Annotated in this window: 15 protein-coding genes; 6 read left to right on the top strand and 9 right to left on the bottom strand. The window is 55.5% G+C overall.

The genetic code is table 11. The features are described from left to right. Positions 1–28 precede the first annotated feature (28 nt). The 8 genes from ruvX to metK all read right to left on the bottom strand — a co-directional run bounded on the left by ruvX (position 29) and on the right by metK (position 7,082). Positions 29–445: a Holliday junction resolvase RuvX gene (gene ruvX, locus C2U54_RS00520; protein WP_103176924.1), complete on the bottom strand. Its 417-nt coding sequence runs from the start codon at positions 443–445 to the stop codon at positions 29–31. After that, complete coding sequence (locus tag C2U54_RS00515; RefSeq protein WP_103176923.1) at positions 445–1,005, bottom strand: YqgE/AlgH family protein; 561 nt, start codon at positions 1,003–1,005, stop codon at positions 445–447. Before C2U54_RS00515 ends, ruvX begins: the two co-directional genes overlap by 1 nt. Positions 1,006–1,160: 155 nt before the next feature. Further along, on the bottom strand, positions 1,161–2,108 hold the full coding sequence (gene gshB, locus C2U54_RS00510; RefSeq protein WP_103176922.1) for a glutathione synthase: 948 nt from the start codon (positions 2,106–2,108) through the stop codon (positions 1,161–1,163). A gap of 19 nt (positions 2,109–2,127) precedes the next feature. Continuing rightward, the gene (gene rsmE / locus C2U54_RS00505; protein ID WP_103176921.1) at positions 2,128–2,859 is read right to left on the bottom strand and encodes a 16S rRNA (uracil(1498)-N(3))-methyltransferase; all 732 of its coding nucleotides are present in this window, start codon (positions 2,857–2,859) and stop codon (positions 2,128–2,130) included. A 90-nt stretch (positions 2,860–2,949) separates the two neighbouring features. After that, the gene (gene endA, locus C2U54_RS00500; RefSeq protein ID WP_103176920.1) at positions 2,950–3,657 is read right to left on the bottom strand and encodes a deoxyribonuclease I; all 708 of its coding nucleotides are present in this window, start codon (positions 3,655–3,657) and stop codon (positions 2,950–2,952) included. A 94-nt stretch (positions 3,658–3,751) separates the two neighbouring features. Next, complete coding sequence (locus C2U54_RS00495) at positions 3,752–4,249, bottom strand: SprT family zinc-dependent metalloprotease (RefSeq protein ID WP_103176919.1); 498 nt, start codon at positions 4,247–4,249, stop codon at positions 3,752–3,754. Between the two features lie 71 nt (positions 4,250–4,320). Beyond that, positions 4,321–5,718 carry a sugar porter family MFS transporter gene (locus C2U54_RS00490; RefSeq protein ID WP_103176918.1) on the bottom strand — a complete coding sequence of 466 codons (1,398 nt, stop codon included), beginning with the start codon at positions 5,716–5,718 and terminating at the stop codon, positions 4,321–4,323. Positions 5,719–5,927: 209 nt separating this feature from the next. Next, positions 5,928–7,082, bottom strand: coding sequence for a methionine adenosyltransferase (gene metK, locus C2U54_RS00485; protein ID WP_103176917.1), 1,155 nt, complete (start codon positions 7,080–7,082; stop codon positions 5,928–5,930). Positions 7,083–7,501: 419 nt separating this feature from the next. Between metK and C2U54_RS27940 the strand changes: the two genes are divergently transcribed. The 3 genes from C2U54_RS27940 to speA all read left to right on the top strand — a co-directional run bounded on the left by C2U54_RS27940 (position 7,502) and on the right by speA (position 9,858). Beyond that, positions 7,502–7,654 (top strand): hypothetical protein, encoded by a 153-nt coding sequence (locus C2U54_RS27940; protein ID WP_418936642.1) that lies wholly within the window; start codon positions 7,502–7,504, stop codon positions 7,652–7,654. A gap of 87 nt (positions 7,655–7,741) precedes the next feature. After that, the gene (gene yqgB / locus C2U54_RS00475; protein ID WP_139156299.1) at positions 7,742–7,873 is read left to right on the top strand and encodes an acid stress response protein YqgB; all 132 of its coding nucleotides are present in this window, start codon (positions 7,742–7,744) and stop codon (positions 7,871–7,873) included. An 8-nt stretch (positions 7,874–7,881) separates the two neighbouring features. Next, the gene (gene speA / locus C2U54_RS00470) at positions 7,882–9,858 is read left to right on the top strand and encodes a biosynthetic arginine decarboxylase (RefSeq protein WP_103176915.1); all 1,977 of its coding nucleotides are present in this window, start codon (positions 7,882–7,884) and stop codon (positions 9,856–9,858) included. A gap of 220 nt (positions 9,859–10,078) precedes the next feature. On the opposite strand, the gene C2U54_RS00465 is transcribed toward speA, so the two are convergent. Beyond that, positions 10,079–11,653, bottom strand: coding sequence for a hypothetical protein (locus tag C2U54_RS00465; RefSeq protein ID WP_103791339.1), 1,575 nt, complete (start codon positions 11,651–11,653; stop codon positions 10,079–10,081). Positions 11,654–11,815: 162 nt separating this feature from the next. Between C2U54_RS00465 and C2U54_RS00460 the strand changes: the two genes are divergently transcribed. The 3 genes from C2U54_RS00460 to C2U54_RS00450 are packed head-to-tail and all read left to right on the top strand — an operon-like array spanning position 11,816 to position 15,143. Further along, a complete protein-coding gene (locus C2U54_RS00460; protein ID WP_103176913.1) occupies positions 11,816–12,994 on the top strand; it encodes an oligogalacturonate lyase family protein in 1,179 nt (392 codons plus the stop codon). A gap of 13 nt (positions 12,995–13,007) precedes the next feature. Next, positions 13,008–14,291: an ABC transporter substrate-binding protein gene (locus C2U54_RS00455; RefSeq protein WP_103176912.1), complete on the top strand. Its 1,284-nt coding sequence runs from the start codon at positions 13,008–13,010 to the stop codon at positions 14,289–14,291. 36 nt (positions 14,292–14,327) lie between these two features. After that, positions 14,328–15,143, top strand: a complete 816-nt coding sequence (locus C2U54_RS00450) for a sugar phosphate isomerase/epimerase family protein (protein WP_158251044.1) — start codon at positions 14,328–14,330, stop codon at positions 15,141–15,143. Positions 15,144–15,252: the final 109 nt, after the last annotated feature.

Here is a 15,252-nt window from a genome sequence, read left to right as displayed (position 1 = left end):
CCCGGATTGCCGGGCAAAGGGAAGGGGATCAGTAACCCTGCTCGAAGAAACTTTCGAGAATAATCACCGCAGAAGCGGAATCGACGCTGCCTTTGTTTAGCGCGCGAAAACCGCCATGCTCGAACAGACCGGCGCGGGCTTCAACCGTGCTTAACCGTTCGTCATGCAGCTTAATCGCCACGCCAAAACGGCCATGAATTTTATTGGCAAAATTGCGCGCCCGGGCAGTTAGTGGCTGTTCTGTGCCATCCATATTCAACGGTAAACCGACGATGACCTCGTCCGGCTGCCACTCTTTCAGCAGTCGTTCGATCAGGTTCCAGTCCGGGATGCCATTTTGCGCTTTCAGCGCCGTCAGCGGGCGGGCGGTGCCGGTGATGCGCTGGCCGATCGCCACGCCGATACTTTTAGTGCCGAAATCAAAGGCGAGAAGCGTGCCGCTCATCAGGCATGCCCCGCGACGCCAGGCATGGTCTGGATATCAATGCCAATCAGTTTTGCCGCATCCCGCCAGCGATCGGCGATGGGGGTTTTAAACAGAATGTTCAGATCTGCCGGGGCAGTGAGCCAGGCATTATCCAGGATCTCCTGCTCAAGCTGGCCTTTTTCCCATGAGGCGTAACCGAGCGCCACAAGCACATCCGCCGGCTGGCTGGTGGTGCCCAGCGTCTCCAGCACGTCACGGGAGGTGGTCACAACGGTATTGTCAGAGATGCGGATGCTGGAGGAGAAACCGGGCGGCGTATGCAAAATAAAGCCGCGATCTTCTGCCAGCGGGCCACCCAGCATCACCGGTTTGTCGAGACGAATTTCAGGAACACGTTCGTCCTGGGAAATTTTCAATTTTTCCAGAATGCCTTCAACAGTCAGATTTTCCAGCGGTTTATTGATGATAATCCCCATCGCACCCTCTTCGCTGTACTCGCAGATATACACGACGGAACGGCGGAAAATCGGATCCTGGAGAGCAGGCATGGCAATCAGAAAGTGATGCTGTAAATTCATTGTCAGAGGTTCAGTTTCCTGGTTTAAAAAGCGACAGTACCCAGTATGCGGACAAAACCCGACACTGTCACTATACACTTCACCCTTCACGCTGCCGGGGCAACGGCTGCGCCTTGATGCAGCATGAAGGGTTGTGTGTATAAATATTGGGACTGTTACTGCTTCAGCCGTTTTTCGATCGCATCCATCAGCATGCCGGTGATAAACACCGGGAACTCAGCTTCGATTTCACGAATACAGGTCGGGCTGGTCACGTTCACTTCTGTCAGGCGATCGCCAATGATGTCGAGGCCAACGAAGATCAGCCCTTTGGCTTTTAACAGCGGGCCCACGCGGCGGGCAATTTCCCAGTCGCTTTCGGTCAGCGGACGCGGCTCGCCACGGCCACCGGCCGCCAGGTTACCACGGGTTTCGCCACCCTGCGGAATACGCGCCAGGCAGTAAGGCACCGGCTCGCCGTCCACCACCAGCACGCGCTTGTCGCCGTCGACAATCGCCGGAATATAGTTCTGCGCCATGCAGTAGCGGGTACCGTGCTCGGTCAGCGTTTCGGCGATCACCCCCAGGTTTGGGTCACCCTCTTTAACGCGGAAGATTGAGGCACCGCCCATGCCGTCCAGCGGTTTCAGGATGATATCGCCATGTTTCTGCCAGAAGGCTTTCAGCTGCGCTTTATTGCGCGTTACCAGCGTCTCTGGCGTCAGGTCGGAGAACCAGGCGGTGTAGAGCTTCTCGTTACAGTCGCGCAGGCTCTGCGGTTTGTTGACGATCAGGGTGCCTTTCTCTTCTGCGCGCTCCAGGATATAGGTGCAGTAGATGTATTCCGTGTCGAACGGCGGGTCTTTACGCATCAGGATCACGTCAAGTTCGGCAAGCGGCAGATCCTGCTCGGAACCAAACTCGTACCATTTATCGTAATTCTGCTCGACGTTGACGATGCGGGTGCGCGCACGCGCCTCGCCGTTAATCAGGTAGAGGTCGCTCATCTCCATATAGTGGAGCTGATAGCCGCGACGTTGCGCTTCCAGCAGCATAGCGAAGCTGGAATCTTTCTTGATATTAATGCTTGCGATGGGGTCCATCACGATGCCGAGCTTGATCATTGTCTTCTCCGTTAATGCTTCAACCTAAATCACCAAAACGCACCTGCAGGGCAGTGATGGCGGTTAGCGCGGTGGTCTCAGTACGCAGAACGCGGGGTCCCAACAGAATATCAGTAAACTGGTAGCGTGCGGTCATGGCGATCTCATCCGCCGACAGGCCGCCTTCCGGACCGATCAACAAACGCACGCGCTCAACCGGCAGCGGCAGGGTGTTGATGCTGGCGCTGGCGCGGGGATGAAGGTTGAGCTTCAGACCCTGCTCCTCTTCCGCGCACCAGGCTTCAAGATCCATGGCCGGACGGATCTCCGGGACGCGGTTGCGGCCACACTGCTCACAGGCGGCAATGGCGATTTTTTGCCACTGCTGGAGCTTCTTATTCAGACGTTCAGCATCCAGTTTAACCCCGCAGCGCTCAGAAAAAAGTGGCGTAATGAGGCTTACACCCAGTTCGATCGATTTCTGGATGGTGAATTCCATTTTTTCGCCGCGCGACATCACCTGGCCTAAATGGATATGCAGCGTTGATTCACGATCGTCGATGTCGCCACGCAGGACGCTGACCTGCACGCTTTTTTTATCGGCGCGGATGATTTCGGCGTCAAAAACCTGATTTGATCCATCAAACAGTTGAATCGCCTGGCCTGCACCCATGCGCAGCACGCGGCCAACATGGTTGGCGGCCTCTTCCGAGAGGGCGATTTCACTGCCAGCGGCGATCGGTTCAGGGTGATAAATACGAGGAACACGCATAGTTAAGAAATCCATCAAGAGCTGAGTCCCCCTCACCCCGCAGGGGAGAGGGGGAGGGGGACGCTAAGAAACAGTTGCCGCTAGTGTAGGTTAGCTCTTTTGCGCCTGGCAAGCGCGCTGGACGTAAGGGTTGTGATTCCCCTGCACTTTGGCGATGCGCTCGTCTCGTATGCACTCCCAGGCCGTGACCGGATAGAGTTTATCCCAGGCGTTGAAGAGCTGGGTCTGCTGGCGGGAGAGGTTGAGGTGATACCTGTCGCGCATGTAGAAATAGATGCGGGCGATGCTGCCGCGGGCGCGGGCAGGCGGCTCCGCAAGTTTCTCCTTGAAATCGACCTTCATGGCGCACTGGCCATACTGGCCTTCGCCGCCGTTCCACTGGCTGTACATAAAGTTGCCGCGATCGCCATTTACCTCGCCCACGGCGGGTTGCAGGTTATGCATATCGCTCTCTATCTGGCGATAGATCGGGTCTTTGGCGCAGTTTTTACGTCCGCCATCCTGCCAGCACTGACGCTGGTGGCCGAACTGCCAGGCCGGGACCACATGTTCCCATTCGATACGGCTGGCACGGTTCTCATTTTTACGCACTTTGTAGCCGCAGGACTGCAGATCCACGACCCCTTTTTTGCCCTGCCAGTTAATTTTACAGCCGCAGTAAAAATCGCCCGGCACGTCGGCATTAACCTTTACGCCTGCGGCTTTTGCCTGGGAGAAACTGTGGATACCTTCGGCCAGCGCATGGCCTGAGAACGCCGTCGTCAGAAACGCGACCGCGAGAGAGAAATTACGGGACATCGTGAACTCCGTGTCAAAACGAGCCCGCAACGTAACGAAAGTTGTTCCTGTATGCAATCAGGCAGATCATGAATGTTCCTGATTGTTCTGCCGGTTACTCAGCGATAAGGGGTTCACCGCACTTGACGCAGCGGTAGGTGGCTTCACCGCGCACCACCCGATTATGACGACGCACCGTAAGCTGGTGCTGCTGACAGGGGCAGCGATAGGGGAACGTATTGCGCCGAACGGAATCAAGCTCGAACTGGTGGGTTCGGCGAGCCGGTACGCCCAGCACCGCTTCCATCATCCATTTCCACTCTTTGCCGTGCGGTGCCACGCGGCCAAAGTACTTCCAAACCAGCAGATGCGCCAGTTCATGCGGCACCACCTCGTCAATAAACGCCTGCTGGTTTTCCAGCATTAAAACAGGGTTAAGGCGGATCTCGTACGCATCCAGCCAGGCGGTGCCTGCTGCGGTGCCGCGCTGCTGCCACACCAGTTTAGGTTCAGGGTAGTTCCGGTCGAGTTTCAGATTGGCCTGGGCCAGTTTATCGCGCAGGCTGCGCATAGCGGCTTGCTGAAGCGCAATAGGGAGACGGGGTGTTTTCATAGGAGCAGAGCATAGAGCCTGCGGCGAGGCGGTGCAAGCGGCTTCCTCCGCAGGGGAGGAAGCCGGACGGATTAGTCGTGGGAGCCAATTTCGCGCAGTGGGCGACCTTTCATCAGGTTGCGTTCAATATGTTCCAGCGAAACATGTTTCGTTTCAGGAACCAGCCACAGCGTCAGCACGATAAACAGCAGGTTCAGACCGCCGTACACCCAGAAGGTGTTGGCATTACCCAGCGTATCGAGCATGGTCAGGAAGGTTGCGCCGACAATCATGTTGGCGATCCAGTTGGTGGCGGTGGAGCAGGTAATACCGAAGTCGCGGCCTTTCAGCGGCTGGATCTCAGAACAGAGTACCCAGATCAGCGGGCCCGCGCTCATCGCAAAACCAACAATAAACATCAGCAGCATCCCGACGGCTACGTACTGCATCGCGGTGGAATCAATACCCACATGCAGCATTGTACCCAGCACACCCATACCGGCGGCCATCACCAGGAAGCCCAGCGTCAGCGTCGGTTTACGACCCCAGCGATCCACCAGACCGATGGCGATAAAGGTCGCCAGCACGTTGGTCAGGCCGACAATCACGGTGCCCCACATCTGCTGAGTGGTGTTGCTGTAACCCGCCAGCTCAAAGATTTTCGGCGCGTAATACATAATGACGTTCATCCCGGTGAACTGCTGCATGATCTGCAGCAGCACGCCAAGGAACACCGCCCGACGGAAATTGCTGTTCTCTTTAAACAGCGCCCAGCCGCTCTGTTTGACCTGCAGGCTTTCGCGGATCTCTTCCAGCTCACGCTTCGCTTCCGCGCTGGTATCGCGCAGGCGCAGCAGGACGCGCTCCGCATCGTTAAAGCGCCGTTTAGCCGCAAACCAGCGCGGACTGTCAGGCAGGAAGAAGACGCCAATCAGCAGCAGTACCGCCGGGATAATGATCACGCCCAGCATCCAGCGCCATGCGCCGCTGTAGCTGAAGGCGGTGTCAGAAAGATAGGCCCCGAGAATACCGATAGTGATCATCAGCTGATACATGGAGATCATGCTGCCGCGGATTTTCTCCGGTGCAATCTCAGACAGATACAGCGGCGCGGTATAAGAGGCCACACCCACCGCCAGACCCAGCAGCACACGCGAAGCAATCAGCACTTCCACGTTAGGCGCCGCGGCAGAGAAGAGCGAACCGGCGACAAACAGAATCGCGCCAATCATCAGGCTCTTTTTACGCCCGAGTTTGAAGGAGAGCCAGCCGCTGCCAACTGCCCCAACCGCAGCCCCGAACATCATCGAGCTGACCACCCACTCCTGGGTATGGGAATCGATCTGGAATTCGTCAGTAATGAACGGCAGGGCGCCGGCAATCACGCCGATATCGAGGCCGAAAAGTAATCCTGCCAGTGCTGCGAGGAAGCAGACGAAGAATGTCATCGTCTTGTTGGACGTCCGCCCCTGTTTTTTATTATCAGGCATGAAGCCCTCCAGTTGGTTTTTTGTTTTATGAATGTAAAGTTTTGAATGGGATGCTGTAAAAGTATGTGAGAGGGGCGGGACAGACAAAGAGAGTATTCCGAAAGGGCTGCGTTTTTATCGCGATGTAAGCGATTTCAGGCGGGGCATTCAGGGGGATAAAAAACAAAAAGCCAGCACGAGGCTGGCTTTTTCAGTAAGCGGTCAGTCGATTATTTCAGACCGGCAGCTTCACGCAGCAGAGCGGCTTTGTCGGTTTTTTCCCATGGGAAATGTTCGCGACCAAAGTGACCGTATGCAGCGGTTTCTTTGTAGATTGGGTGCAGCAGATCCAGCATCTGAATCAGACCGTACGGACGCAGGTCGAAGAACTCGCGTACCAGCAGGGTCAGCTGTTCCGAAGGCACTTTTTCAGTACCGAAGGTTTCAACCATGATGGAGGTCGGTTCCGCCACGCCGATAGCGTAGGAGACCTGGATCTCACAGCGGTCTGCCAGGCCAGCAGCCACGATGTTCTTGGCAACATAACGTGCTGCGTAGGCTGCGGAACGGTCAACTTTAGACGGATCCTTACCGGAGAATGCGCCGCCACCGTGACGCGCCATGCCACCGTAAGTATCAACGATGATCTTACGTCCGGTCAGGCCGCAATCGCCCATTGGTCCACCGATAACAAAGCGGCCCGTTGGGTTAATGAAGTATTTGGTGGAACTATTCAGCCATTCGGTTGGCAGAACCGGCTTGATGATCTCTTCCATCACCGCTTCCTGCAGGGATTTCTGCTCGATATCTTCAGCGTGCTGAGTAGAGAGAACCACCGCGTCAATGCCGACAATTTTGCCGTCGTCGTACTGGAAGGTGACCTGGCTTTTCGCATCCGGACGCAGCCACGGCAGGGTGCCGTTTTTACGCACTTCAGCCTGACGCTGCACCAGACGGTGCGCATAGGTGATTGGCGCTGGCATCAGCACGTCGGTTTCGTTGGTAGCGTAGCCAAACATCAGGCCCTGGTCGCCCGCACCCTGTTCCAGCGGATCGGCACGGTCAACGCCCTGGTTGATGTCAGGGGACTGTTTGCCAATGGCGCTCAGGACGGCGCAAGAGTTGGCATCAAAGCCCATATCAGAATGCACATAGCCGATTTCACGTACGGTGTTACGGGTGATCTCTTCGATATCAACCCATGCACTGGTCGTGATTTCACCGCCTACCATCACCATGCCGGTTTTGACATAGGTTTCACACGCTACGCGCGCCTTTGGATCCTGCTCGAGGATCGCATCCAGCACGGCATCGGAAATTTGGTCAGCAATTTTATCAGGATGTCCTTCTGATACAGACTCGGACGTAAACAGGTGTTTTGCCATGTTTTAATTTACCTAAGGAGAATTTGTTTAGCTCAAACTGTCGTGTGGGATAGCCGTGGCAGGGTTTTCCACCAGGACTTGCAGATGGTGACACTGGCAGTCTGAGTGTTAATCGGTATGGATGGATTAACATCTGGATGGCTATTTTAGGTCACTTCTTCGCCCGATTTCCAGCTTTTTTTAAATGTATCCACACGCCCCTGAAAACCCTGCTGGAAATTTTTGCTGACGGTGCGTCAATGCCCGCATTTATATTTTGCATTTTCCGCGTCTTGTCGGTATAAAACGCGGCGCGCGGCTCATACAAAAAAGCACACGACGTTTCTTCGTGTCGCCACTTCCAGCCGGGTAAAGCAGTGAACTTTTAGCTTTAACTTGTCGCGAGCTTCATCGGGCTTGCGTGGAGGTGATACGAGATAATGAACCGTCGTTTTCCGCTAATTCAGTTCTGCCTTTCAGGCCGGAACATGTACCCCGCCATTCGCATTTCTAATCTGCAAACCTGCCGATGTTATACCCATCTCGGCGCTTCTCAGGATTCCCGGGCAGGCACTACGCTTTGTGAAGACTGAACAAGGGCGCTCTTGTTAATACAAGAGTTTTCTCGTGGTTTCGCCGGACCTTGTCATACAGAGTTCGGATACGTGTTTTACAATGATATGAATAAGAAACCGGTCGCACGGCCCGGCTTTCAGCATTCTGTGCTGGAAAACCGGTCGGATAATGGGTTGTTATCGCAGATTGACGCTGCGATAGTAGTCAACTGTTTTACACTTAATAGTAAGAGTTGAGGTTCGCTATGTCTGACGACATGTCTTCGTTTTCGCCTTCGTCAGCGGGCGAACAGGGTGTACTACGTTCTATGCAGGAGGTTGCGATGAGCTCCCAGGAAGCCAGCAAGATGCTGCGCACATACAATATTGCGTGGTGGGGTAACAACTACTACGACGTCAACGAGCTGGGCCACATCAGCGTTTGCCCGGATCCTGACGTACCGGAAGCGCGCGTCGATCTCGCCAAACTGGTAAAAGCACGCGAAGCGCAGGGCCAGCGTCTGCCCGCTCTGTTCTGCTTCCCGCAGATCCTGCAACACCGTCTGCGCTCCATTAACGCCGCCTTTAAGCGCGCGCGTGAATCCTACGGCTATAACGGCGACTACTTCCTGGTTTATCCGATCAAGGTAAACCAGCATCGTCGCGTTATTGAATCCCTGATCCACTCCGGCGAACCGCTGGGTCTGGAAGCCGGTTCCAAAGCGGAACTGATGGCGGTGCTGGCCCATGCCGGCATGACCCGCTCGGTGATCGTCTGTAACGGTTATAAAGACCGTGAATACATTCGTCTGGCGTTGATCGGTGAGAAGATGGGCCACAAGGTCTATCTGGTCATCGAGAAGATGTCTGAGATTAACATTGTGCTGGAAGAGGCCGAACGTCTGAACGTGGTGCCGCGCCTGGGTGTACGTGCACGTCTGGCCTCCCAGGGCTCCGGCAAGTGGCAGTCCTCCGGCGGTGAAAAATCCAAATTCGGCCTCGCGGCGAACCAGGTTCTGCAGCTGGTGGAGATCATGCGCGAGCGTGGTCGTCTGGACAGCATCCAACTGCTGCACTTCCACCTCGGTTCCCAGATGGCCAACATCCGCGATATCGCCACCGGCGTGCGCGAGTCGGCCCGTTTCTACGTCGAGCTGCATAAGCTGGGCGTGAATATCCAGTGCTTCGACGTGGGCGGCGGCCTGGGCGTGGACTACGAGGGTACTCGCTCCAAGTCTGACTGCTCCGTGAACTACGGCCTGAACGAATATGCGAACAACATCATCTGGGCAATCGGCGATGCCTGCGAAGAGCACGGCCTGCCGCACCCGACGGTGATCACCGAGTCCGGGCGCGCGGTGACCGCGCACCATACGGTGCTGGTCTCCAACATTATTGGCGTTGAGCGCAACGAATACACCGAAGCCACACCGCCTGCTGACGACGCGCCACGCGCCCTGCAGAGTATGTGGGAAACCTGGCAGGAGATGCACGAGCCGGGCACCCGCCGTTCCCTGCGCGAGTGGCTGCACGACAGCCAGATGGACCTGCATGATATTCATATCGGCTATTCATCCGGTACGTTCAGTCTGCAGGAGCGCGCCTGGGCAGAGCAGCTCTATCTGAACATGTGTCACGAAGTGCAGAAACAGCTCGATCCGAGCAACCGTGCGCACCGTCCGATCATCGACGAGTTGCAGGAGCGTATGGCGGACAAAATGTACGTCAACTTCTCGCTGTTCCAGTCGATGCCGGATGCGTGGGGTATCGATCAGCTGTTCCCGGTCCTGCCGCTGGAAGGGCTGAACCAGGTGCCTGAGCGCCGCGCGGTGCTGCTGGATATCACCTGTGACTCCGACGGCGCGATCGATCACTACATTGACGGTGACGGTATCGCTACCACCATGCCAATGCCGGAGTACGATCCGGAGAACCCACCTATGCTGGGCTTCTTTATGGTCGGGGCCTATCAGGAGATCCTGGGCAACATGCACAACCTGTTTGGGGACACCGAAGCGGTTGACGTGTTTGTCTTCCCTGACGGCAATGTGGAAGTGGAGCTCTCTGACGAGGGCGACACCGTGGCGGACATGTTGCAGTACGTGCAGCTCGATCCGAACAAACTGCTGACCCAGTTCCGCGATCAGGTGAAAAAGACCGACCTAAACGATACGTTGCAGAAACAGTTCCTGGAAGAGTTTGAAGCCGGTCTGTACGGTTACACGTATCTGGAAGACGAGTAATGACGGTGCCCGGCGACGTTTGCGTCGCCGGGCTTTTCCTGCCCCAGCCAGTAGATGGCGATCACAATATCCTGCCTCTCAAATGTGAGTTAGATCACCTGAAATTTCCCCGGGTCGTGATCGGCCTCGCTTTTTCTACCGCTCATTGCGCTAACCGCTCTTTTCCTTTTGCCTGACGGATTTACTTCCCGCCCCTGTGCCACCATGCTTTCACTATCGCTTAGTCGTGAGCCAGGCTTGCTATCAACGCCGCGATGCGTGGCGGATTGAGCAGTGTGGCGAAGGAGGAGGGATGTTGTGAGCCGTGCTGAAGCAGCCACGTTTCAAGCTCGCGATTCTGATGAGTAAAGTGCGCCAGCGCCGCGGTGAATTCCGCCCTGACATCCGCTTGCTCGCCATATTTGCGCAGCCACAGTTTTAGCGTCAGCGCCCGGGTGAACGCGCTGTAGATATGGCTATATTTCACCGCCCGGGTTACCCCGGAAAGGAGGATATGCCGGGCTTCGTCGGTGAGCATGCTATCAGGCAGGAGATTAGATGCCCGGCTGTACATATAGTCGGCCAGGAAGCGGCTACGCTGGTCCTCAAGCTCGATAAGCTGACGCTGCTGGTGGCCCAGCTCCGGATCGTCGCTCGGCATCAGCGGTTGAAAAGACTGGGTCCAGCTGGCGCCGCGGGTATCAAGATGAAGCAGATGCAGGGTCTGGTCTAAATCTTCCGGGGGGCGGCTGTGGGATTGCAGCACGCGCCCCAGTAGGGTAGGCGTTTTACAGCTCCATTCGTGGCTGGCGACGAGAATTTCGCTGATGGCGTTAAGGTTCGGCAAGGAGAGAGGGGCGCGGGCGCGTTGCTGTAGCCAGGGAGCGATCAGTTGACGGGGGGCGATCTCTGGCTCGTGGATCAGCCGGGAGAGGCCGGACAAATTAAGCTCGTTAACGGAATCTTCCAGCGTCAGGTCGGGCAGCCACTCCCAGTCGACGCGGACGGTGATGGCCTCTGGCGTACTGTCGAGCTGATTAAGCCAGCTAAGGCGCTGCTGGATTTCGTCAAGCAGATAACAGGGCAGCAGCGTCCAGCCATATTCCAGCCCCCAGAGATCCAGCTCCAGCCATTTCTGGTTATGGCGAATGTTGAGCAGATTGGGATTACCGGCAAAGCCGGGACGGTAATCGAGTTCGGTTGCTTTAACCGAGGCGCGAACGTCGCCGGGCAGGGCCTCCAGCGCTTCCCGCAGCATATGCCGGGGCCAGGTTTTGTCCTGGTAATCGCGTAAAATAAGCTGGCGTCCCAGTTGCCGGATGCCCTTATATAGCGCCTTTAGTGCGCTAATCCAGTTTTCGGTGCTGACGTCGGGCGTGGATAACGACAGGCGCAGACCGCGAACGGTGGGCAACGCGGCGAGAATGTGCGGAATGACGTTCTGAAAAAAAGCGTGAATAAAGTGGGATTCGTTATTTTCAGAAAGAAAAAACTCCGGGAATTTTGCTTTTAATTCCTGGCTATTAGGGGTGGCTTCTCCCTGTAACCAAAGCTGCAAATTATGACGTTGAACATAGTCGCCCACTTTGCGTAAATAAATAATGGCATTTTCCTGGGCGATGGTGAGATTAATTAAATCGGCGCCTTTACAATGCGGTGAAGGCGGAGCCAGACGCGCTAATAATGACTGCTGGTGAATAATAATGCCCTGAAAACCATAGCCTGTGGCCAGTCGTACCGCTTTTTCAATAAAAGCCCAGCGCCATATTTCAGGTGAATTAAATTCCATTAACAGGTAAGGCGTCGTTGTATTCATTAAACGCATTCCGCAGCGATAAAAAACGCATGCTAGATGCGATCCCCGCAAAGATCAAACGCCGCTGCTGGCGTAAGAAAAAAAGTGTGAGCCTGCTCGAATGCGCTAAAAACGTGTGACATCTGCAGGCCAGATTGTTATGCCCTGACAGGAGGAGTTCCCATGGCGAAAGGTATGAAGGTACAATTACATTTTGAACACTATATCGATGAGGATACCGGCGCTAAAGTTACCCGCTTCACGCCTGTTGATGTTATTTGTCATCGTAATTACTTTTACCAGAAATGTTTTATTGATGGTGGCAGGAAATTAATTTTTGCCGGTGAGTTCGATGTTAACCGCAACTATTATCTGCTGGATCTGGCGACGGGTATAGCAACACAATTAACGGAAGGCGCGGGCGATAATACCTTTGGCGGCTTTTTATCACCGGATGAAACTTCGCTCTATTATGTCAAAAGCGAACGCAATTTAATGCGGATAAATCTGTCGACGCTGCAGGAAGAGATCGTTTATCAGGTGCCGGAAGAGTGGGTGGGATATGGCACCTGGGTGGCGAACAGCGCCTGCAATAAGCTTGTCGGCGTGGAGATCCATCGCGACAGCTGGCGGCCAATTAGCGACTGGACCATCTTCCAGACCTTCTGGGCCGAGCAGCCGCGCTGTCGGGTTATCCGCATCGATCTACATACAGGGGAGAGAACCACGCTGCTGGAGGAGAATCAGTGGCTGGGGCATCCGATTTATCGACCCTTTGATGACAACACCGTGGCCTTCTGCCACGAGGGGCCTTTGGACCGGGTTGATGCCCGTATGTGGCTGATGGATGAAGATGGCAGCAATATTCGTAAAGCCAGACAGCCCGCTCCCGGGGAGAGCTATACCCATGAATTCTGGGTGCCGGATGGCTCGGCGCTGATGTACGTCACCTATGTGAAAAACAGCCCTGTGCGCTATTTATGCCGTATTGATGGTCAGAGCGGTCAGGACGAACGTCTGATGGCGATGCCCCCCTGTTCGCACGTCATGAGTAACGAAGATGGCTCCCTCGCCGTAGGCGACGGTTCCGGCGTGCCCATTGATATCGCCGATAACGCCGGCTATGGCGATACCAGCGATCCCTACCTGTGGTTATTTGATTTGCGGAAAAAGCAAGCCTACAAAATCGCCCGTCACAGCTCATCTTGGCAGGTGCTGGACGGCGATCGCCAGGTGACGCATCCGCACCCCTCGTTTACGCCGGACGAAAAAGCGGTGCTGTTCAGCACGGATAAAGACGGTAAACCGGCGCTCTATCTGGCCGAGATCCCGCCTGAGGTTTTGCAAAACATTAAGGCTTAATAAGGAGCAAACGATGAAGAAACGTAACGCTTGCCTGAGCGCCTCATTATTGCTTGCCTGCTCCTGCCTCGCGGCGGCGCAGGCGGCGGAAATCCGTATCTCCTGGTGGGGAGGAAACAGCCGCCACCAGGCGACCTTGAACGCCATCAAGCTGTTTGAGCAGAAATACCCTGATATCAAGGTGAAGGCCGAATACGCCGGGTGGGAGGGATACCTCTCGCGCCTGACCGTACAGATTGCGGGCGGCAACGAGCCGGATGTCATTCAGACCAACTGGAACTGGCTGCCTATTTTTTCCCGGGACGGCAACGGCTTTTATGATCTCTACAGCCAGAAAGCGGTGCTCGACCTCGGGCAATATGACCCGCAGTCTCTGAGTACCACCACGGTCAACGGCAAGCTGAACGGCATTCCGGTGGCGGTGACGGCGCGCAGCTTCTACTACAACAAGAAATTATGGCAGGAGATGGGCGTCAGCTATCCGCAGAGCTGGCCGGAGCTGATGGCGGCCGGGAAAGCGTTTCAGGCAAAAGACAAAGAGAAATATCCGCTGGTTCTCGACTATATGGAGTCGTTGACGCTGGTACAGTCCTGGATGGTGCAGAAGTACGCGATTCCGGCGATTAATGAGAAAACGGGCAAGTTCAACTATACCCCGCAGCAGTGGGTGGAGTTCTTCCAGCTGTATAAAGATCTTGTCGACAGCCACGTCTTCCCTTCCATGCGGGTACTCTCCTCTTACGGCAAAAGTAATACCTGGGAGATGAAGCCCTGGATCCAGGGAAAATGGGGCGGCATCTATATGTGGAATACGAATGCCGTGATGTATGAAAACAACCTGACCGCGCCCTATAACAAGCTGGAGCTGGGGCCATTCTTTATGCTGCCGGGGGCGAAAGATGCCGGATTATTCTTCAAGCCGACAATGATGTTCAGCGTGGGGAAATCGACGAAGCACCCACAGGAGGCGGCGAAGCTGATCGATTTTTTAATGAACGATCCGCAGGGCGTCAAAGCGATGGGGCTGGAGCGCGGCACGCCGCTGAGTAAAAAGGCCGCGCAGCAGCTGGAAGCAGAGGGAGTGATTCAAAAGGACAATATTACCGTAGCCGGGATCAACGCCTCCCTGGCACTGCCCCATAACATCCCCACCTCGCCCTATTTCGATAACCCGCAGTTTGTCGAGCTTTGGCACAACACCATTGAAAATATCGACCAGGGCACCCTTACGGTAGAGCAGGCGGCGAAAAGCTTCTCCCGTAATGCCGAACGCATCCTGGGCAGAGCAATGCGCTAACCCGACGATACCGGTTCACAGATGATGGGGAAGGATATGATTACCTTTAGCGCAACGCTAACCTGCCGTTATGAAACGCTTTTTTCGCCTTTTACCCCGCAGGACTTTGAGCAGGGGCTGGCGTGGCTGGCGCAAAGCGGCTTCGACGCCGCCGAACTGTGCATCAATGATTATGAAGGCATGGAGGTCTCATGGCTGAAAAAGCGGCTGGATGATTACCGGCTGGGGTGTACGACTATTGCCACGGGCCAGGCCCGCAAGCGCGATGGCCTCTCTTTACTTTCCAGCGACAGGGCGGTGGTTTTGCGTACTCAACAGCGCCTGGCGGAACATATTGACGCCGCCGCGCAGCTGTCGAGCCATGTCACCATAGGCTCATTGCGCGCAACGGACAGGGTGCTGAGTCAAACCGAGTATATGCATGCGCTGGCGGAGGCGATGGCGCCGTGCGTGGAGCAGGCGAAGCGGTGCGGCGTGACGCTGGTCCTTGAAGCCCTCAATCGCTATGAAATAGCGCACCTGCACAGCGCGGCGGATATGATGGCGTTTATAAGCTTCTGCGACGCACCGGAAAATGTCGGCGTGTTATGGGATATTTTCCATGCCAATATTGAGGATCGCGATTTCACCGACGCGATAGCCTTGCTGGGCTCCCGGCTGCGGCATGTGCATTTTGCCGACTCTAACCGGGCGTTTCCGGGGTATGGCCATTTGCCGATTGACGACATCTATCTGGCGCTAAAAGCGGCCAACTATCAGGGGGCGGTTTCGCTGGAGTGTTTGTGCCAGCCGTCAACGGCAACGCTGATTAAGGAGGCCGGTCCGCTGATCGACCGGTTGCGTCGCTTATAAGGGGTGAGGTGGGGGATCGTTTTTCCTGACTTGAACCTGCGCAGATTAACGGCGATAATTCTTTTTATTGCCTTTTTCCAATCTAACCCTTCCTCGTCGGGCTAACGAC

Origin of the sequence: Leclercia sp. LSNIH1 (genome assembly GCF_002902985.1) — a bacterium.
Taxonomy (GTDB): domain Bacteria; phylum Pseudomonadota; class Gammaproteobacteria; order Enterobacterales; family Enterobacteriaceae; genus Enterobacter.
Note: the sequence above shows the minus strand (reverse complement) of the source record. Positions and strands in the feature narration are given on the sequence as shown.